Consider the following 19,083-nt stretch of genomic DNA (forward strand, 5'->3'; position numbering starts at 1 on the left):
GTTTTAAAAGTTGATAATGAATAAAGTTCTACTGTTGTTTATTTTTTTGTAAAATCAATTAAATAAATAATAGTAGAACTTTTTTTTCTAACTTAGTCGAATGAAGAATGATGAGAGGGGTGTCGTAAAGCAATGAAATTATATACAAAAACAGGAGATAAAGGGACAACAAGTGTAATAGGTGGCAGAGTGGATAAAGATAATATCCGAGTGGAAGCATATGGCACGATAGATGAGGCGAATTCTCATATTGGATATGCGATGACTAAACTACAAGGCGGGGTTTTCGGAGATATTTACAATGAACTTGAAAATATTCAACATGAACTATTTGATTGCGGGGGAGACTTGGCGATAGTAGGTGAGAAAATTCCTTATAAAGTAAAAATTGAAATGGTCGAAAACTTAGAAGGTAGAATTGATTCATATATAGAAGAAGCACCGCCGCTAGAGCGCTTTATTTTACCAGGTGGAAGCGAATCGGCAGCTGCTATTCATATTGCACGTACAGTTGTAAGGCGAGCAGAACGATGTATTGTGTCCTTGCAAAAGGAAGGAGAAATAAATGCAGTTGTTCTAAAGTATGTCAATAGATTATCTGACTATTTATTTGCAGTGGCTAGAGTAATAAACGCTCGATTACAAGTAAAAGATGTAGAGTATAATCGCAGTGCAATCGTTTTTCGTGATAAGAAAGAGAAGGAAGTGGAGTGATTCACTTTCTTTTTTTGTATACTTTTTTCTGTAATATACCAAAATAGAGAAGGTATGGTCGTAATTAGAAAACGGAGGATGTATATGAAAGCTTTAAAATACGGCGTCATGTTATTGACAGTACTGTTTTTATCTCAATTACATGTGTACGCAGAGGGAAATCAATGGGCATGGCCTGTTGAAGGACAGATAAGTGATTATTTTGGAACAAGGCACGGAAAACACTACGGTATAGATATAGCGGCACCGATCGGCACGCCTGTGTCAGCTATTCAAGAAGGGAAGGTAACAAAGTCTTATTATTCAAGTAGTTATGGAAACGTTATATTTATTAAACATGGAGAATATGAGGCTGTGTATGCACATTTAAATAAGAGATATGTAGTTCAAGGGGATTATATTTCAAAAGGAGAAATAATTGGAGAAGTAGGAAATACAGGAGAATCCCGAGGTGCACACTTACATTTAGAAGTTCATCAAGGAAGATGGACGATGGCAAAAAAGAATGCGATGAATCCATTGCTTGTTTTACATGAACAAAGAAATGAAACAGTTTCTTCATCGTTATACGTTGTCCAAAAAGGTGATACTCTAGTTAGCATTGCACGGAAATTTAGAATGTCCGTTAAGGAAATTCAAGAAAAAAATGGGTTGCAACAAGAGCTCATTTATCCAAATCAACAATTATATGTAAAGTAAAAAAAGAGCTAGTTTAACTAGCTCTTTTTTACCAAAAAATAAAGACACATATAAATCCAGAAATAGCTAAGTAGCTATATAAGTAAAATACTTTCGCTCTTGTTTTTTCGTTTGTTCGAAATAGTACAATAGTCGGTTCAATTAAACCAATTGTCAAACAAAGTAAACCAAGAAGCATACAACCGATTGAAATAGAGTACAGGGCGATTTGTGGTCCTTGAAATGGAATCATCCATTTTAATAAAAATGCAATGAGTGCAGTATAGCAAATGCTGCCGATGTATTTATTCAACGGTGCATTAGAACGGAAACCAGGAAGTTTTTTTAAGAAAGAGCGGGAAACAACTTCAGTTTGTAAAGATGTATGCTCTTCGATTATTTTTTGAGCTTCTTTTCCTTTTTGGAAAAGGGATAATATCCAGTTTCGCTCACCTTGAAAAATAAATTGTGAAGTTGTTAAATAATGATCCACCTTCACTTTATTCCAACTCTTCCACGGATGACGCTCACATAATTTTAATTTACTTTCTGTCTTTTTATCATACTGATAAATACTGATGCCATCTTCATCGAAAGCAGCATAGTATGTCTCGCTTGAGAATGTGCCTAAATCAATTGGACAGTAGAAAAGTAATTCTTTTTTTAAGTAAAAGTATTCTTTCCTTAAGTTTTTTTTCATTGTTTCTCGAATAGAGTGTCTCTTCTCTTTCTTCATGACATTTCCTCCATAATCCAGAAAATGTTCTTATCTTAACAATTCAACATCTTATCACTTTTAATTATATATGACTAGGGGATTCATAGGAGAAATGCCGAATACTAAAAAATATGGAGTGTATTGTAAAATATAATGAATGATTTTGATTATGTAAAATCAACAACTTATTTTTAATAAGTTACGATTTTTTTGTTCACAATACGATCATGTTGTTGTATAATGAAGTGGAAAATAGAATATCGGTCTATCTTCGGGGCAGGGTGAAAATCCCGACCGGCGGTGATGAACTATATGTGATTTTGTTCTAAGCCCGCGAGCCGTTAAGGCAGGATTTGGTGTGATTCCAAAGCCGACAGTACAGTCTGGATGGGAGAAGATGGAGGTTCAAGCGTTCAAAAAAGATAAGTATTTGAACGTCTGTTTGATGTGCCTTAAATTCTCCCTTTGTGTAAAACACAAAGGGTTTTTTCGTTCTATGAAAAAGTAGGCATAGCAGAACCTTTCCACTTTCCATGAGATGATCGATGGAAAAGGAGAGAGAAAGATGAAACAAAAAAACAGTGTAGTGCAGATGGTGAGTGTAGCGATGCTAAGTAGTATTGCATATTTACTGATGATGTTGGATTTCCCATTCCCAGGGCTTCCGCCATTTTTAAAAATTGATTTTAGTGATGTACCAGCTCTAATTGCTGCAATTATTTTCGGGCCGGTTGCAGGGATAATTGTAGAAGCGATAAAGAATATTTTACATTACGGGATTCAAGGGAGTTTAACGGGAGTACCAGTTGGAGAAATTGCTAACTTTATTGCAGGATGTTTATTTATTGGACCAGCAGCTTTCTTATTTAGAAAGTATCGTACTGTTAAGAGTTTAACGACAGGATTAATGCTAGGGACAATTACAATGGCTCTTATTATGAGCGTATTAAATTACATCATCATATTCCCAGCTTACACTTGGTTTTTAAATTCACCAGCTATGTCTAGCGAAGCGATAAAGACAACGGTTGTAACGGCAATCTTACCATTTAATTTGATTAAAGGAATTGTTGTGACAATTGTATTTGTAGCGTTATTCTCACGCCTGAAAGTATGGGTGTTTGCAAAAATGAAAAATGCATAAAATATAAAATAAAACCATTAGTAGTATGTAACTACTAATGGTTTTTTAATAAGGAGAATGAAAATAGAAAACAAAAAATACCCCTCAAAGAAATGAGGGGTATTTTTTGAAGTTAATAAAAGACTATTCGAACTTTAAAGCATCGCCGTCGAATGATTCGTCAGCAACTTTAATTGAGTCAGTTGGACAACCTTCAAATGCATCCATCATATCTTCAAGTAATACATCTGGAATTTCAACAATACCTTGGTTATCGTCTAATGTTACGAATGCAATACCTTCATCATCATAGTCATAAATGTCTGGTGCAGCAGCGCCACAAGCACCACATGCGATACAAGTATCTTTATCAACGATTGTATATTTTGCCATCTTTTTTCCCTCCTGATAATATGTATGTGAAAAGCTCGCCATAAAAATTATAACCTTATTGTAAAACGGTTTTTAAAACTTTTCAACATAAAATTATAATGATAATCCTTATCAATTAGAGTGTCAACTAATTTCTGCATTATGTCATAAGATTTTCAAAATACGTAAATGTTATTTCGTTTGGTACAATAGAATATATACAAGTTCATATTGCCCATATGATAAGTTTAATGAGTAACTAAGTTAGATTGAAAGGTGGAAGCGGTAATGCAACTACAATATACTGTATTGTATTGTTTAAAACAATTGAATGGTGAAAGGACCGTTTCTTCTATTTATTATTTATTAAAGGGAAAACGTTCTTCGCAAACGTTACAAGATGGAAATATGTTCCGAATTTCTTTTTTGTTTGGAATATATAAATCGCTAAATAGAGCTGAATATGATCGTGAAGTTGCAAAGTTGTTGCAAGCAGATTTGATTCAAGAAATACATGAAAATACATATTTGTTAACACCTAAAGGTAAAATGCAGTTACATACATGGGAGGAAGGGTATGCTTTTCCAGCGCATTTACATGGTTTGCACTATGGTGAATTAGGTGAAACATTTTGGAAAAGATTATCTTTAATTATTCAAACTATATCTAATTTACAACAGAATAATACGAAGTTTATTCCTATTCAACAAGATACAGAAATAATGGTTTGGGTGAAACGCTTTTTAACAGGTATGCCGTATAGGCGTAGTGAATTGGCAAAAAGATTATGGAAAGAAATATATACTCTTTTAAGGAAATGTGATGTGGTAGAAGCAACGATTGTAACATATAGATTAACAGGATATGAACGTATCGGTTGTACATTGCAGCAGTTAGCAGAAATTACGAAACGAGATGTTTTCAGGGTGTACTTTTTATTTTGGGGTACAATTCATTTCCTTATACAAGAAGTTCGCGATTATGAAAATGAATTTCCGTTATTAGCTGAAATTATTTCTTATCCAAATGAGAGAGCTGAATTATTTAGTTTATCAACAAAAAAAACATATAATTTTTGGAGGCAAGGGCGCTCATTAGAAGAAATAGCGACAATTAGAAATCTAAAGGTTGCAACGATAGAAGATCATTTTGTTGAAATTGCTTTGCGAGAAAGAGATTTTTCAATCGAGATGTTTATGGAAAAAGACAAAATAGATAAAGTAACAGAAGTAATTGATGCATTACAAACACGTAAGCTGCGTGAGTTGAAACAAGCGGTTGGAGAGGATATCTCTTATTTTGAAGTTCGTCTTGTATTGGCGCGGATGGAGGGTATAAATGAAACTTGAGGAATATTTATATAGGTGGTTTGGATATTCTGAATTTCGTCCAGGTCAAAAAGGGGTAATTACAGATTTATTGGAAGGAAAAGATGTTATAGCGATGCTTCCGACCGGAAGAGGGAAGTCTATGTGCTATCAACTTCCAGGGCTCATGCAAGAAGGGACAGTACTTGTTGTATCACCATTATTATCTTTGATGGAAGATCAGGTTACACAATTAAAATATGTTGTGAAAAACCGAGTGATAGCATTTAATAGTTTTCGGACATTACAGGAAAAAAGAGAAGCGATGAAAAGATTAGCTTCTTATAAATTTATTTTTGTATCACCAGAGATGTTGCAGTCGGAATTGTTAATAAGAGAATTGAAGAAAGTTCATATTTCATTATTTGTTGTGGATGAAGCTCATTGTATTTCGCAATGGGGTTATGATTTTAGACCAGATTATAAAAAACTAAATGTAGTTATTAAGAATATTGGGTCTCCTACAGTGCTAGCATTAACTGCAACAGCGACGAAAGATGTACTCCGAGATATAGCAGAGAGTTTGAATTTGGAGAATGTGACGCAGCATGTATACTCTATTGATCGTCCAAATATAGCAATGGAAGTACAATTTGTAGAGACGATAGAAGAGAAGAAAGAGGCGCTTTTGGACCAGGTGATGTATTTACAAGGGCCGGGGATTGTATATTGTTCAAGCAGAGCGTGGACAGAACGTTTAACGGAATATTTAAGAGGAAAAGGCGTTACTGGTGTCGCTTTCTATCATGGTGGTATGGAACATGAAGAGCGTATGTTAATTCAACAGCAGTTTATGAATGACCAATTACAGCTTGTAATATGTACAAGTGCTTTTGGTATGGGAGTAAATAAATCGAACACGAGATATATTATTCATTTTCACTATCCGACTAATATAGCTTCTTATTTACAAGAAATCGGAAGAGCTGGAAGAGATGGTGAACCAAGTATAGCTATTTTACTATGTAGTCCGTTAGATCACGATTTACCAATATCAATAATTGAAGATGAATTGCCAAGCCAGTCACAAATACAATTTTTATTTTCTTTACTACAGGAAAGAATGTTTCAAACGAAAGAATTACCAATAGAAGAGGTAGAAGAAATTTGTTATAATGCAGCAAGATTTAATGAACAATATTGGCGTTTCATCCGCTATCATCTTGAACAGCTTGGAATCATACAACAACGAAAACTAATATTAGAGAGCTTGTCAGATGAAATTATGAACAGATTAATAGCTGAAGTAGAAATAAGGTTACGTAATAAATATAGTGAGCTAGAAAATATGAAATCGTGGATACAAGTGAAAGGATGTAGACGTGAATATTTGCTACAACAGTTCGATTACAGAAAAGAGGGCGAGTTAAAGAATTGCTGCGACTATTGTCATATTACAAAAACAGATTATAAAAAAAGACAAGCGCAACAATCGGATTTCGACTATAATTGGGAAACAGAGTTACAAAAGCTTTTCGGTCTAGAAAAGATGGGGGAATGATGAACATTCAAAGGCATAATATTGAAGATATGAGTCCGAAAGAAATAAGGCTGAATCTGTATATCACACAGTTCATTATTATCGGTATCGGTTGTTTACTAGCATATATACTATTCCGAGATATAAAATCGGTGTATAGTCTGTGGAAATGGGAACCGGTGTCTATATTTATAATAGGTGGCTTGTTAGCGATTGGTATTGTGTTATTAGATTATGTTGCAATGCGAGTATTTCCAGAGTCTTGGTTTGATGATGGTGGTATTAATGATAGGATGTTTCAAGGGATGTCAGTTATGCATCTACTCGTTATTACGTTCATTATCGGCTTTGCAGAAGAATTTTTATTTAGAGGTGTAGTGCAGACGCACTTTGGAATTGTAATAGCGAGTTTTGTATTTGCAGTGTTACATATTCGGTATATAAAAAAGCCATTTTTGTTTTGTTTCGTCTGTTTCATTAGTTTTGTCTTTGGTTACGTATTTGAATGGACAGGAAATTTGTTTATAACAATCTTTGCACACTTTCTTGTTGATTTTATAATGGGACTCCAATTAAGAAAATAAATGGAAGGTGGTGGTGAACAACATGAGAAGACGAATTCCTGATTTTGAAGAGGAATTAGAAGTTGAGCGAGTGGAAGAAAAAGAAGGTTTACCGCCGCGTAGTGAAATTCATAGAAATAAAGAAAAAAAACAAAAGTTTAAAATGAATCATATTTTCGTTCGAGTTTTAACATTTCTATTCATATTACTACCAATTAGCATCTTATGGTATACAGATAAATATATTCAGGTGAAAAGTGATAGTAATAACGCTGGAAAAAGTGCATTTGAGGTTATTTTTTTTGATTCAGCTAAATCTGAGTCCGAGGCATCATCTGAGAAAGTCGTCACGCATACGGTGAAAGAGGGAGAAACTTTAGAAAGTATAGCGAAGCAATATTTTTCAGATGAAACTGGGATCGAAGTGATTAAAAAGTATAATGATTTACAAAAAGATGAAGTGAATGTAGGTCAAGAATTAAAAATTCCGATAAAAGATAAGTCCACAAAGCGAGAAAGTTAGTAAAATACTTACTATAAAAACTGAGGATTATCTTTATGAGGAGGGGAGTAAAAATATATGATATGGATTATCTTATTAAGTACTCTCGTTTGTATTGGTATTATAATGCTTCTTGTAATGTATACAGAAGCAATGCGTAATACGGTGCTAGAACATACTTTAATATTTGAAGAATTTCCGAAAAGTTTTCAAAAAGTAAATGTATTTTTTATATCTGATATTCATAGAAGGGTCATTTCGAATTCGTTAATTGAACAAGTAAAAGGAAGAGTTGATCTTGTAATTATTGGTGGTGATTTAGCGGAAAAAGGTGTCCCTTTATCGAAAATCTCTGCAAATATACAAAAGCTAAGAGCGATAGCTCCTGTATATTTTGTATGGGGAAATAATGATTATGAAATTGAATATCATGAATTAGATGCTTTGTTATTAGAAAATAATGTAAAAGTTTTAGATAATACAAGAGTTGTATTTGAGTCTGAATTAGGAGAGAAAATTTGTTTGCTCGGTGTAGATGATGTTGGTTTGGAACGTGATCGTTTAGATTTAGCGTTGGCTGATTGTAAAGAAGATGGTTTTCGCATATTAATTAGCCACAACCCTGATATAATAAATAAAATGTCTGGAAAAGAACAAATTTCACTTGTGCTAAGTGGACATACACATGGAGGGCAGATTCGATTATTCCCATCTAAAAAATATTTAAAAGGTGGCGTATATAAGCATTCAAATATAACTCTTTTTGTTAGTAATGGGTATGGAACAACGTTGATTCCACTTCGCTTCCGAGCACCTGCTCAAACACATATTATTACGTTATGCGGAGGGAAATGATGCCAACTCTAAACGGAAAATATAACATAAAAGCTGTTTCAAAAATAATTGGAGTTCAACCAAGTACGCTTCGTGCATGGGAAAGAAGATATCAAATGATTGCCCCAAAGCGGAATCATGCGGGGCATCGATTATATACAGAAGAGCATATTCAAATTTTGAAATGGTTAATGGACAAGGTTTCTTCCGGCATGATGATTGGACAAGCAGTTCAATTATTAGAAGGGAATCGTTTGCAGAATAGTGTTCAAAATGAAATACATTACGATAGAGAAGTTGTTTTAGTGGACGATTTACTACAAGCTTTGTTAAAATTTGATGAAATTACAACTTCTGCATTGTTAAACGAGGCCTTTAGTATTTATGCAACAGAAAAAGTTATCGCAAGTATTGTTCTTCAAGTGTCAAATAAATTGTTAACGTTAAAAAATAATAATGAAGTTACAATGGTGCAATTCCAATATGTCGTATCATTTTTACAAACGCGTCTAGGGATGGTATATCATAATGCATCATCGTTTTCTTCTATACACAAAGTTGTTGTGTTAGAAAGTAATATGTTGAAAGGGTTTGTTTTCTCAACGTATTTACGATTAAAAGGATATGAGGTGATATATATTAGGGCAAGCTTAGCGGAAGATAGTATTACGTTAGCTGTTGAGCAAATAAGACCTAAATATGTAGTAATCTCTTTTGATGACGGACGAGAACTGAAGAACGCAACGAGCTACTTGAATTTGTTGCAAGAAAAAAGTGAAAACCTTTCTGTTGGGGTTATAGGAGAAATAGGTGCTGGAGATCAGTTGAACATTCAAACAAGCCTAATTGGTGACACGAAAGAAGAATGGGATGATTGGTTAAAAATGTTAGAATAGTTGTTCGAAAAGAACCATCTATTTTCTATTTCATATAATAAAAATTATATTCATTGGTTGCGTAGGGAGGGTATGAGATGAGGCTGGAACGATTAAATTACAATAAGATAAAAATTTTCTTAACATTTGATGATTTATCTGAACGAGGATTAACGAAAGAAGATTTGTGGAGAAATGCACCGAAAGTACAGCAATTATTTCGTGATATGATGCAAGAAGCAAATAAAGAATTGGGATTTGAAGCGGATGGCCCGATTGCAGTTGAAGTATTTTCTCTACAAGCACAAGGAATGGTCGTAATTGTAACGAAAGAACATCAAGAAGCGGATACAGATGATGAGTTCCGTGACGAGTTTATTGAAATGCAAGTGACTCTAGATGAAAGCGAGCATATCCTTTATGAGTTTGCTACACTAGATGACGTAATTAACCTGTCGAATCGTTTATATAACCTTGATGTAACTGGCGGAAAATTATATACGTGGGATGGGCGTTTCTATCTTTGGATGGAAGAAGAGGAGCAAATACAATTACTGAAGGCAGATTTTATAGCTATTTTAGCGGAATATGGTAATCCGTCTACAGTAACTATTTATCGTCTAATGGAGTATGGTAAAGAATTAATGGCTTCTCAAGCAATTGAACAAATACACAATTACTTTGTGAAAAAACAAAACCTTAGCTAATGTAACATAGCTAAGGTTTTGTTTTTTACCTTACTTAAATGTATTTTTTCAAAGTACTGTACATGAATAAAATAAAAAATATTTAAATATTTAAGTATTTTACTTTTCTAAAAGCGATAAAAGGACTATAATGATAGTGAAAACGCTTGCAAAAGAAGATACTTTGTATATATTTGTTAGCGTTTTCTATTGCATTCCAAATTTAACGGTGTATACTAGGCAATGAAGGTTTACTAAACAAGTGAAATTACAGGGGGTTTACTTACTATGGTAGCCGAAAAGGGAACTCAAACAAAAACACAACAACAAAGGGAACAACATTTTGAACTATTGAATTCAACACAAATTGTTATCAGTGAAGCGTTAGAAAAATTGGGTTATCCAAACGAAGTATATGAATTATTAAAAGAACCAGTTCGTATGATGACAGTGAAAATACCAGTTCGTATGGATGACGGGACTGTTAAAATATTTACAGGATATCGTGCACAACATAATGATGCTGTTGGTCCAACGAAAGGTGGAATTCGCTTCCATCCGAATGTAACAGAAAATGAAGTGAAAGCACTTTCAATTTGGATGAGTTTAAAATGTGGTATTGTTGATTTACCATATGGCGGAGGTAAAGGTGGAATTATCTGTGACCCGCGTGAAATGTCATTCCGTGAGTTAGAAAGATTAAGCCGCGGTTATGTACGAGCAATTAGCCAAATCGTAGGACCGACGAAAGATATTCCAGCTCCAGATGTATTCACAAACTCTCAAATTATGGCATGGATGATGGATGAGTATAGCCGTATTGACGAATTTAATTCACCAGGATTTATTACAGGTAAGCCACTTGTATTAGGTGGATCACATGGACGTGAAACAGCAACAGCGAAAGGTGTTACAATTTGTATTCGCGAAGCTGCAAAAAAACGCGACATTGATATTAAAGGTGCACGCGTTGTTGTTCAAGGATTCGGTAATGCTGGTAGCTTCTTAGCTAAATTTATGCATGATGCAGGTGCGAAAGTTATTGCGATCTCAGATGCTTACGGCGCATTACATGATCCAAACGGATTAGATATTGATTATTTATTAGACCGTCGTGATAGCTTCGGTACAGTAACAAAACTATTTAATAATACAATTTCAAACAAAGAATTGTTAGAAATTGATTGCGACATTTTAGTTCCAGCTGCAATTGAGAACCAAATTACAGAAGAAAATGCTAATGATATTAAAGCAAAAATCGTTGTTGAAGCTGCAAATGGTCCAACAACATTAGAAGCAACTAAAATTTTAACAGATCGCGGAATTTTACTTGTTCCAGACGTATTAGCGAGTGCGGGTGGGGTAACAGTATCTTACTTTGAGTGGGTACAAAATAACCAAGGTTACTACTGGACTGAAGAAGAAGTAGAACAACGTTTAGAAAAAGTAATGGTAAGATCATTTGATTCTATTTATGAAACAGCACAAGTTCGTAAAGTGAATATGCGCTTAGCAGCGTATATGGTCGGTGTTCGTAAAATGGCTGAAGCAAGTCGCTTCAGAGGTTGGGTATAATATTATATTGTGAGAAAACGTGATTCCTTTCGAGGGAATCACGTTTTTTTTGTTGAAGTATTAGAGTGAGGTGTTGTAAATGGGAAATGAAATGATGGAACGGGTAGAACAATTAGAAGAAAAGGTTAAGAGGTTAGAGGGAGAACTTGCAAGAACGACGAAAGCCAAAAAGACAAGTATTGTTCGGGTGTTCGGGGAAGGGCTACTGTTTTTAATATTTGGTGCGGTTGTAGTAGGGCCAATTATCGCCTTTGTAATCACGATTCTTACTGGATTTGCTGAAAAATAAAATAAAAACGAAAAGAACGCTTGTTCTATGCGAACAAACGTGCTATACTCTCCTTAGATAAACAAAACGGAAATGATTTTAAGGAGAGATAAATGATGAAAATGACAGTAGACCAAAGATTTATGATGCCAGCGGATGTTGTAGAACGAGTGGAAGTATTAAGAAACAAACAAAGTAAGCGCGGCACATTATTACAATCAGTAAATAAATTTTTCGGTTTAGATACGAAAGAAGATTGTGTTTGGTTTTACGGTTTTTATGGAGTTGCTGTAAGTATTTTATTATTTATGGTGTTCACATCAAATATTTTCGATTTTCTCTTCGCGTAAGAAATATGCTATAAGGACATTGCTACCGAATACATATATAAAGAAGTAAGGTAATCTTTTGAAGCGGGAGTTGGTAGTAATGGCGATGTTTCCTATAGAGCGTAACTATATTGGATATGGAAGTTCACGGCCGGGAATTCCTCTTTCTAAAGTAAGGTTTATTGTAAGCCATGATACGGGGAATCCTGGTAGCAATGCGATTGGGAATCGGGATTATTTTAATGAAATACAACCGAAAGCTTCGGCACATACATTTATAGATGACAAAACAATACTAGAAATTATTCCTATAAATGAAGTTGCTTATCATGTTCGATATGGTGTGCCGACAGATAATGACTTATATGGGTATGATGCCAATAAGGCTGCCATTGGAGTGGAGCTTTGTTATGGCGGTGATGTTAATTTTTGGGAAGCATATACACGTTTTACGTGGTATCATGCGTATTTATGTCAAAACTTCGGCTTGAATCCGAAAAAAGATATCGTATCACATAAAACACTTGATCCAGCCAGAAAGATTGATCCTGAAAATGTTTTAGGGAAACAAGGTATTAAATTTCAGCAGTTTTTAGCAGATGTCTATCGGATGTACGTTTCGTTTAGATGACAAATATATGAAAAATGAATACAATAAAGATAGGTGCCTACTGCTGTAAGTAGGTTTTTTCTTGTTTTTATAAATAGTGTATTGGTAGAAGACTAGGAGTGAACCGAGTATGCAGAAAGAAACAGCTATCATAATTGGAGGCGGTCCGTGCGGATTAGCAGCAGCAATTTCGTTGCAAAAGGTAGGGATAAATCCGTTAGTAATTGAAAAAGGAAACATTGTAAATGCGATTTATAATTATCCAACCCATCAAACATTTTTCTCTTCTAGTGAAAAATTAGAAATTGGTGATGTAGCTTTTATTACAGAAAATCGTAAGCCTGTTCGAAATCAAGCGCTTGCGTATTATCGTGAAGTAGTAAAGCGTAAATCTGTACGTGTAAATGCTTTTGAACGAGTAGAGAAAGTTCAAAAAGATGGAGAAGTTTTTCAGGTTGAAACGACAAAGCGTGACGGAAGTAAAGAAATGTATATAGCGAAATATATTGTTGTAGCAACTGGATATTATGACAATCCAAATTATATGAACGTTCCAGGTGAGGAATTGAAGAAGGTAGCTCACTATTTTAAAGAAGGACATCCTTATTTTGATCGAGATGTAGTAGTTATAGGTGGGAAAAACTCGAGTGTAGATGCCGCGTTAGAGCTTGTGAAAGCTGGTGCGCGTGTAACGGTACTATATCGCGGAAGTGAGTATTCACCAAGCATAAAGCCTTGGATTTTGCCAGAGTTTGAGGCGTTAGTTCGAAATGGTACAATTCACATGCATTTCGGGGCTCATGTGAAAGAAATTACTGAACATACATTAACGTATACAGTTGATGGCGAAGCATATACAATCCAAAATGATTTTGTATTTGCGATGACTGGTTACCATCCTGATCATAGTTTCTTAACAAAGATGGGTGTTCGGATTGATGAAGCGACAGGACGTCCAATTTATGCAGAGGATACGATGGAAACGAACGCTGCAAATATTTTCATTGCAGGTGTAATTGCTGCTGGAAATAATGCAAATGAAATATTTATTGAGAACGGTCGATTTCATGGGGATGCGATTGCGCAAACCATTGCAACAAGAGAAATATAAAAAGAAGCTGTCGGAATAAACTTCGACAGCTTCTTTTTTAATCGTGCATAAACATGTTTTGGATTGCTTCATGAGAAGTTGTATTCTCTAATGCAACTAATAATTTAATACGTGCTTTTTGAGCGTTTAAACCGTATGTGAATACAATACCCATATCTTTTAATTGTTTGCCGCCACCTTCATATGAATATACATCTTGAACGATCCCATTGAAACAGCGAGAAACTAATACGACAGGAATTCCTTTATTTATTAGCCGTTCTAGACTAGGAAGTGTTCTTGGAGGTAAATTACCTTGTCCAAGCGCTTCAATAACAATCCCGTCTACTGGAAGATTTTCAATTGCTGCTAACAATGTATCGTCCATACCAGCGTACGCTTTTAGAACGACTACATTTTTAGAAACCTTATTTACTGAATATGTTTCGTGATGTACTAAAGCATGGTGGAATACAACACCACGTTTTGTTACCATACCGATTGGTCCATACTGTGGACTTTGGAATGTTGCTACATTACTTGTATGTGTTTTCGTTACGTTTGTAGCGCAATGAATTTCGTCGTTTAATACGACTAAAACGCCTTTTTCGGCAGCTTCACTACTGCTAGCGACTTTTACAGCTGATAAGAAGTTATATAGACCATCAGCACCTAATTCATTGCTAGAGCGCATTGCGCCTGTTACAACGATCGGAATAGTTGCTTGTACTGTTAAATCTAAGAAATAGGCCGTTTCTTCTAATGTATCCGTACCATGCGTAATGACTACGCCATGAATGTTGTCTTGTTTTACTCTTTCATCAATGATGACTTGTAATTGTAACATTTCGCTCGGTGTCATATGAGGAGATGGTAGATGAAACACATCTTCAACGATTAAATCAACATCGCCTTCTAAATCAGGAATGAATTTTAAAAGAGGATTTTTTTCACCTGGTTGTACGACCCCAGTTTCTTTATCTTCCTCCATTGCAATTGTTCCACCTGTGTGTAAAACTAGGATTCTTTTCAATGCTTATACCCCTTTCAAGTAAAAAAATACATTTAGAACATAACATGTTTTGAGTAAATTCGACAATGGAAATGTATAAAAGTATGCCTCGAAAATGACAATAAAATGAAATGCTATATGTACGATGTATAAAATTACGAAACGAAATGTGCAAATACAGTATAGGAGGGAGCCATTACGTTGAAAAAGATGGAGAGAATGCTTATTCGTATATTAATAATACAATTCATTTGTCTTTCTGTTGTGCAATTGTTATTTATACATAAGTCATCAGTGAAATATTTATCTAAAATTGTTTATTATGAAGGTGTCATGGTAAAAAACAAAGCAGAAATCTTACAGGTGAATAGGTAGTTTTCATTTTCTTCTATGAAGGATTATGCTACAATAATTGAGGATTTAATGACGTGAAGCAAATGAGAAGAAGCAGGAGAATACCTGCTTTTCGTTTTGTTTTATAAGTGAAAAAATGAGGTGTTACAATGGATAAACGAATTTCAATTGCTATAGATGGTCCAGCAGCTGCTGGAAAAAGTACAGTTGCGAAAGTTGTAGCGAAGAAGCTTTCTTACGTTTATATTGATACAGGCGCAATGTATCGTACGATTACATACGCAGCCCTTGAGCAAAAAGTGGATATTGAAAATGAAGAGCAGTTAATGGAAGTTGTAAAAAATGTGAAAATCGAGTTTCAGCAAGGAGAAAATACACAACTTGTATTTTTAAATGGACAAGATGTTTCTGAAGTAATTCGTACAACTGAGGTAACGAATCGAGTATCGATTGTGGCGAAACATCGCCTTGTTCGTGAAGAAATGGTACGCCGTCAACAAGAGTTAGCGGAAAAAGGCGGCGTTGTAATGGATGGTCGTGATATTGGTACACATGTGTTACCAGATGCTGAAGTGAAGATCTTTATGCTTGCTTCTGTTGAAGAAAGAGCAGAAAGAAGACATTTAGAAAATATGAATAAAGGTTTCGATTCTAATTTAGAGCAATTAAAAGAAGAAATTGCTCAGCGTGATAAATTAGATTCAGAACGCGAAGTTTCTCCTCTAAAAAAAGCTGATGATGCATTGGAATTAGATACAACTTCTTTATCAATTGAAGAAGTTGTCCAAAAAATTATGGGTATTGTTTCGGGAGTGTTTGCGAAATAAAGAAAGGGGGGAGCCTCTTTCTTTTTTGTTTATATAAAAATGTAAAGGATACGTGAATTGTGAGTCTCTTTCCTTGACAAATGACTGGATTTATAAGAAGTTAGTTAAAGAGGAATAAAACTGTCAGAATATATTCGCTATTATATTTCAAAACATACTTTCTTCAACATGATTTTGCTGTATACTATTTATATAGGTTTAATATATTTTCTAGTGAAATGTATGAAGCTTACGTATGTGATGATAAATTCTTAAACATGCAAATGAAAACAATTGTTTTCATTTCGTATATACATAAAAAATGCTTTGTCAATTCTGTAGGGAGGTATTTCCATGGTAGAGAAAATGAATGAAGAAGTTATGGATTCAAAAGAATTACAAGTTGGTGACGTTGTTACAGGTACTGTAACGAAAGTTGAAGAGAAACAAGTGCTTGTAAATGTTGGATACAAAACAGATGGCGTAATTCCAATTAGTGAATTAGCTAACGTTCATATTGAAAAAGCAAGCGATGTTGTAGAATTAGATCAAACACTAGAATTAAAGGTTATTAAGTTAGAAGAGGATGATCTTGTATTATCTAAACGTGCTGTTGATGCAGAAAAAGCATGGGTAGAATTACAAGAGAAATTTACTTCTGGTCACGTATTTGATGTTACCGTAAAAGATATCGTGAATGGTGGATTAGTTGTGGACCTTGGTGTTCGTGGCTTTATACCAGCTTCACTTGTAGAAGTACATTATGTAGAAGATTTTACTGACTATAAAGGCAAAACATTAGCCGTGAAAATTGTTGAATTGGACCGTGAAAAAAATCGTGTAATCCTTTCGCATAAAGCGGTAGTAGAATTAGAACTAGATTCTAAGAAGAAAGAAGCAATTTCTTCATTAAAAGAAGGCGACGTTGTTGAAGGGACAGTACAACGACTAACGGATTTTGGTGCTTTCGTTAATGTTGGCGGTGTGGACGGTTTAGTTCATATTTCACAAATTTCACACGAACGTGTAGAGCAACCTTCTGAAGTATTAGAGCAAGGTCAAAAGGTAAAAGTAAAGGTATTATCTGTTGATGCTGACACACAACGTATTTCTTTATCAATTAAAGCAGCTCAACCGGGACCTTGGGAAAATGTTGGTGGCGAAGTAAAAGCTGGAGATATTCGTGAAGGAGTAGTAAAACGTCTTGTTACATTCGGTGCATTCGTTGAAATTTTACCGGGCGTTGAAGGTCTTGTGCATGTATCTCAAATTGCAAATCGTCACGTGAAAAATCCAAATGAAGTATTGGAAATGGGACAAGAAGTAAAAGTGAAAGTGCTTGAAGTGCATGTAGCAGAGAAACGTATTTCTTTAAGTATAAAAGAAGCGCTTGAGGAAAATAATGTAACTGAAGATTATAGTCAGTATGAACCGAATGCTGATTCTGCTACTTTCCAATTAAGTGACATTATTGGTGAACAACTGAAAAAATTAAAAAAATAAAGAGGGGTACAAGTGGTAAGGGCAAAACGTAAATTAGATCATATTGAATACGCTCTTTCTACTGGTCAGTCTCGTACGCATGGCTTTCATGATATTGATTTTGTGCATCAAAGCTTGCCAAATTCAAATTATGACACAATAACATGTGAAACAAAAATCGGCGAACTTTCACTAAGTTCGCCGATTTTTATCAATGCGATGACTGGTGGTGGAGGAGAGAAAACGTTACATATTAATGAGCAATTAGCATATGTAGCGAAACGTCATAACCTTGCCATGGCTGTAGGATCGCAAATGGCAGCGTTAAAAGATGAAAGTGAGGCTGCTTCTTATAAGATTATTAGAAAGGTAAATCCAAATGGTATTTTCTTTGCTAATTTAGGTAGTGAGGCAACTGTTGAACAGGCAGAGCGTGCTGTTGATATGGTTGAAGCGAATGCATTGCAAATTCATTTAAATGTCATACAAGAGTTAACGATGCCAGAAGGAGACCGTGACTTTACTGGTGTACTTCAGCGTATTGAGAAAATTGTTTTAAATAGTAAAGTTCCTGTCATTGTAAAAGAAGTTGGATTTGGGATGAGTAAGGAAACAATGCAACAGTTAGCGAGCGTAGGTGTAACGGCAATTGATATTGGCGGACAAGGTGGTACGAATTTTGCTGCTGTTGAAAATGAAAGAAGACAGCGAATGCTTTCTTATTTTAATAACTGGGGCATACAAACAGCTACCTCGATTATTGAAGCAACCTCTACAAATAATAACCTCTCTTTTATTGCATCTGGGGGTATACAAACAGCGCTTGACGTAGCGAAAGCAATCGCATTAGGGGCGAATACAACTGCTTTTGCTGGATACTTTTTACGCATTTTAATGCAAGATGGTATCGAGAAGTTAGTGGATGAAATTGATCTATTACATGCAGACTTGAAATTTATTATGACAGCTCTTGGCGCGAAGACGATAGAAGAGTTACAGTCTGTTCCTCTTGTTGTAAAGGGCGAAACGTATCATTGGTTAACGCAGCGTGGCATTGATACGACGCATTATAGTAGAAGATAAAAAATCGACCGTTTGGTTGATTTTTTTGTTTTCTATTCATTTTAGTAATATAAAGCGAGGGATGGAATTGATATTCTAGAAAAATGAAATAATTCCTATATATAAACAGTATCTTGTAAAATTTGCGACTGAGAAATGTAGATAATGTGCCATTGAATTATTGCAGAAGGTTTAATTTTTCTAAGAAAAATAGGTATGGATAAAAATAAAGTTTAGAAAGATTTGTATGTGAAATGTTATTTCAATATGAATAGAAATTATGAAGAAATATGTAAAAGACGGTTTCGTACAATATCGAAACCGTCTTTTTGTATTCATTAGTGCTGATTCTGTTTTCGAGCTTGCTCAGGTGTATCAAGTCCAGTTGCACCCGGATATTGTAGTGATTGGTCACGATCAGATTCAACGCGGCGAGATTCTCTTAGTTTTTTTTCTTGACGATCTTTACCCATAATGAATAGCACCTCCTTATTAAAAGTGTTGCTGTTATATGAAAAAACTATGCGCGAAGAAAGTGGATTAACTTTCATAAAAAGTTCCCATAATGGAAAACATAGGAGG

The 19,083-nt window shown here is 34.8% G+C and carries 23 protein-coding genes and 1 riboswitch; of the genes, 19 read left to right on the plus strand and 4 right to left on the minus strand.

The genetic code is table 11. The annotated features are described in order from the left end of the window. Nucleotides 1-132: 132 nt before the first annotated feature. Both PDQ33_RS04045 and PDQ33_RS04050 read left to right on the plus strand, forming a co-directional pair. Entirely contained in the window at nucleotides 133-714 is a 582-nt protein-coding gene (locus PDQ33_RS04045) for a cob(I)yrinic acid a,c-diamide adenosyltransferase (protein ID WP_076873271.1), read from the plus strand. 84 nt (nucleotides 715-798) lie between these two features. After that, the gene (locus PDQ33_RS04050) at nucleotides 799-1,413 is read left to right on the plus strand and encodes a peptidoglycan DD-metalloendopeptidase family protein (RefSeq protein ID WP_000645703.1); all 615 of its coding nucleotides are present in this window, start codon (nucleotides 799-801) and stop codon (nucleotides 1,411-1,413) included. 28 nt (nucleotides 1,414-1,441) lie between these two features. Here the strand turns inward: PDQ33_RS04050 and PDQ33_RS04055 are convergent, their stop codons facing one another. Then, nucleotides 1,442-2,128 (minus strand): hypothetical protein, encoded by a 687-nt coding sequence (locus PDQ33_RS04055; protein WP_000711807.1) that lies wholly within the window; start codon nucleotides 2,126-2,128, stop codon nucleotides 1,442-1,444. A gap of 245 nt (nucleotides 2,129-2,373) precedes the next feature. Continuing rightward, nucleotides 2,374-2,513: riboswitch (FMN riboswitch) on the plus strand. A 162-nt stretch (nucleotides 2,514-2,675) separates the two neighbouring features. Between PDQ33_RS04055 and PDQ33_RS04060 the strand changes: the two genes are divergently transcribed. Next, nucleotides 2,676-3,254, plus strand: a complete 579-nt coding sequence (locus tag PDQ33_RS04060) for an ECF transporter S component (protein WP_000810850.1) — start codon at nucleotides 2,676-2,678, stop codon at nucleotides 3,252-3,254. 123 nt (nucleotides 3,255-3,377) lie between these two features. Here PDQ33_RS04060 and PDQ33_RS04065 read toward each other — a convergent pair whose 3' ends face one another. Then, nucleotides 3,378-3,626, minus strand: a complete 249-nt coding sequence (locus tag PDQ33_RS04065) for a ferredoxin (RefSeq protein ID WP_001151996.1) — start codon at nucleotides 3,624-3,626, stop codon at nucleotides 3,378-3,380. Between the two features lie 267 nt (nucleotides 3,627-3,893). Between PDQ33_RS04065 and PDQ33_RS04070 the strand changes: the two genes are divergently transcribed. From PDQ33_RS04070 to PDQ33_RS04125, 12 genes are all read left to right on the plus strand, one after another. Continuing rightward, complete coding sequence (locus tag PDQ33_RS04070; protein ID WP_001176996.1) at nucleotides 3,894-4,955, plus strand: helix-turn-helix domain-containing protein; 1,062 nt, start codon at nucleotides 3,894-3,896, stop codon at nucleotides 4,953-4,955. After that, the gene (locus PDQ33_RS04075) at nucleotides 4,945-6,474 is read left to right on the plus strand and encodes a RecQ family ATP-dependent DNA helicase (protein ID WP_061130498.1); all 1,530 of its coding nucleotides are present in this window, start codon (nucleotides 4,945-4,947) and stop codon (nucleotides 6,472-6,474) included. Before PDQ33_RS04070 ends, PDQ33_RS04075 begins: the two co-directional genes overlap by 11 nt. Next, nucleotides 6,474-7,037: a CPBP family intramembrane glutamic endopeptidase gene (locus PDQ33_RS04080; protein ID WP_061130497.1), complete on the plus strand. Its 564-nt coding sequence runs from the start codon at nucleotides 6,474-6,476 to the stop codon at nucleotides 7,035-7,037. The genes PDQ33_RS04075 and PDQ33_RS04080 overlap by 1 nt, the downstream gene beginning before the upstream one ends. Before the next feature lie 22 nt (nucleotides 7,038-7,059). Further along, nucleotides 7,060-7,539 (plus strand): LysM peptidoglycan-binding domain-containing protein, encoded by a 480-nt coding sequence (locus PDQ33_RS04085; RefSeq protein WP_001254345.1) that lies wholly within the window; start codon nucleotides 7,060-7,062, stop codon nucleotides 7,537-7,539. Between the two features lie 57 nt (nucleotides 7,540-7,596). Then, complete coding sequence (locus tag PDQ33_RS04090) at nucleotides 7,597-8,373, plus strand: metallophosphoesterase (protein ID WP_000637818.1); 777 nt, start codon at nucleotides 7,597-7,599, stop codon at nucleotides 8,371-8,373. Continuing rightward, complete coding sequence (locus tag PDQ33_RS04095) at nucleotides 8,373-9,248, plus strand: MerR family transcriptional regulator (RefSeq protein WP_001142636.1); 876 nt, start codon at nucleotides 8,373-8,375, stop codon at nucleotides 9,246-9,248. The genes PDQ33_RS04090 and PDQ33_RS04095 overlap by 1 nt, the downstream gene beginning before the upstream one ends. Before the next feature lie 77 nt (nucleotides 9,249-9,325). Further along, complete coding sequence (locus PDQ33_RS04100; RefSeq protein ID WP_270754837.1) at nucleotides 9,326-9,934, plus strand: genetic competence negative regulator; 609 nt, start codon at nucleotides 9,326-9,328, stop codon at nucleotides 9,932-9,934. A 267-nt stretch (nucleotides 9,935-10,201) separates the two neighbouring features. Next, on the plus strand, nucleotides 10,202-11,488 hold the full coding sequence (gene gudB / locus PDQ33_RS04105) for a Glu/Leu/Phe/Val family dehydrogenase (RefSeq protein ID WP_226640118.1): 1,287 nt from the start codon (nucleotides 10,202-10,204) through the stop codon (nucleotides 11,486-11,488). 79 nt (nucleotides 11,489-11,567) lie between these two features. Then, nucleotides 11,568-11,777, plus strand: a complete 210-nt coding sequence (locus PDQ33_RS04110) for a hypothetical protein (protein WP_000526181.1) — start codon at nucleotides 11,568-11,570, stop codon at nucleotides 11,775-11,777. Nucleotides 11,778-11,869: 92 nt separating this feature from the next. Next, nucleotides 11,870-12,106, plus strand: coding sequence for a DUF3961 domain-containing protein (locus PDQ33_RS04115; RefSeq protein WP_001983018.1), 237 nt, complete (start codon nucleotides 11,870-11,872; stop codon nucleotides 12,104-12,106). Nucleotides 12,107-12,185: 79 nt separating this feature from the next. Next, nucleotides 12,186-12,716: a peptidoglycan recognition protein family protein gene (locus PDQ33_RS04120; RefSeq protein ID WP_001240643.1), complete on the plus strand. Its 531-nt coding sequence runs from the start codon at nucleotides 12,186-12,188 to the stop codon at nucleotides 12,714-12,716. A gap of 109 nt (nucleotides 12,717-12,825) precedes the next feature. Then, nucleotides 12,826-13,806 (plus strand): YpdA family putative bacillithiol disulfide reductase, encoded by a 981-nt coding sequence (locus PDQ33_RS04125; protein WP_001168493.1) that lies wholly within the window; start codon nucleotides 12,826-12,828, stop codon nucleotides 13,804-13,806. 37 nt (nucleotides 13,807-13,843) lie between these two features. Here the strand turns inward: PDQ33_RS04125 and ansA are convergent, their stop codons facing one another. After that, nucleotides 13,844-14,818: an asparaginase gene (gene ansA / locus PDQ33_RS04130; protein ID WP_000822020.1), complete on the minus strand. Its 975-nt coding sequence runs from the start codon at nucleotides 14,816-14,818 to the stop codon at nucleotides 13,844-13,846. 180 nt (nucleotides 14,819-14,998) lie between these two features. On the opposite strand from ansA, the gene PDQ33_RS04135 reads away from it, so the two are divergent. From PDQ33_RS04135 to PDQ33_RS04150, 4 genes are all read left to right on the plus strand, one after another. Further along, on the plus strand, nucleotides 14,999-15,172 hold the full coding sequence (locus PDQ33_RS04135) for a YpfB family protein (protein ID WP_000738061.1): 174 nt from the start codon (nucleotides 14,999-15,001) through the stop codon (nucleotides 15,170-15,172). A 128-nt stretch (nucleotides 15,173-15,300) separates the two neighbouring features. Next, nucleotides 15,301-15,978 (plus strand): (d)CMP kinase, encoded by a 678-nt coding sequence (gene cmk / locus PDQ33_RS04140; RefSeq protein WP_270754830.1) that lies wholly within the window; start codon nucleotides 15,301-15,303, stop codon nucleotides 15,976-15,978. Between the two features lie 333 nt (nucleotides 15,979-16,311). After that, nucleotides 16,312-17,460, plus strand: a complete 1,149-nt coding sequence (gene rpsA, locus PDQ33_RS04145) for a 30S ribosomal protein S1 (protein WP_000229577.1) — start codon at nucleotides 16,312-16,314, stop codon at nucleotides 17,458-17,460. A gap of 12 nt (nucleotides 17,461-17,472) precedes the next feature. Continuing rightward, nucleotides 17,473-18,522 carry a type 2 isopentenyl-diphosphate Delta-isomerase gene (locus PDQ33_RS04150; protein WP_000251042.1) on the plus strand — a complete coding sequence of 350 codons (1,050 nt, stop codon included), beginning with the start codon at nucleotides 17,473-17,475 and terminating at the stop codon, nucleotides 18,520-18,522. A gap of 317 nt (nucleotides 18,523-18,839) precedes the next feature. On the opposite strand, the gene PDQ33_RS04155 is transcribed toward PDQ33_RS04150, so the two are convergent. Beyond that, entirely contained in the window at nucleotides 18,840-18,974 is a 135-nt protein-coding gene (locus PDQ33_RS04155) for a YpzI family protein (protein ID WP_000513898.1), read from the minus strand. Nucleotides 18,975-19,083 lie beyond the last annotated feature (109 nt).

Origin of the sequence: Bacillus cereus group sp. Bc031, assembly GCF_027716265.1 — a bacterium.
In the GTDB taxonomy this organism is placed as follows: Bacteria; Bacillota; Bacilli; order Bacillales; family Bacillaceae_G; genus Bacillus_A; species Bacillus_A paranthracis.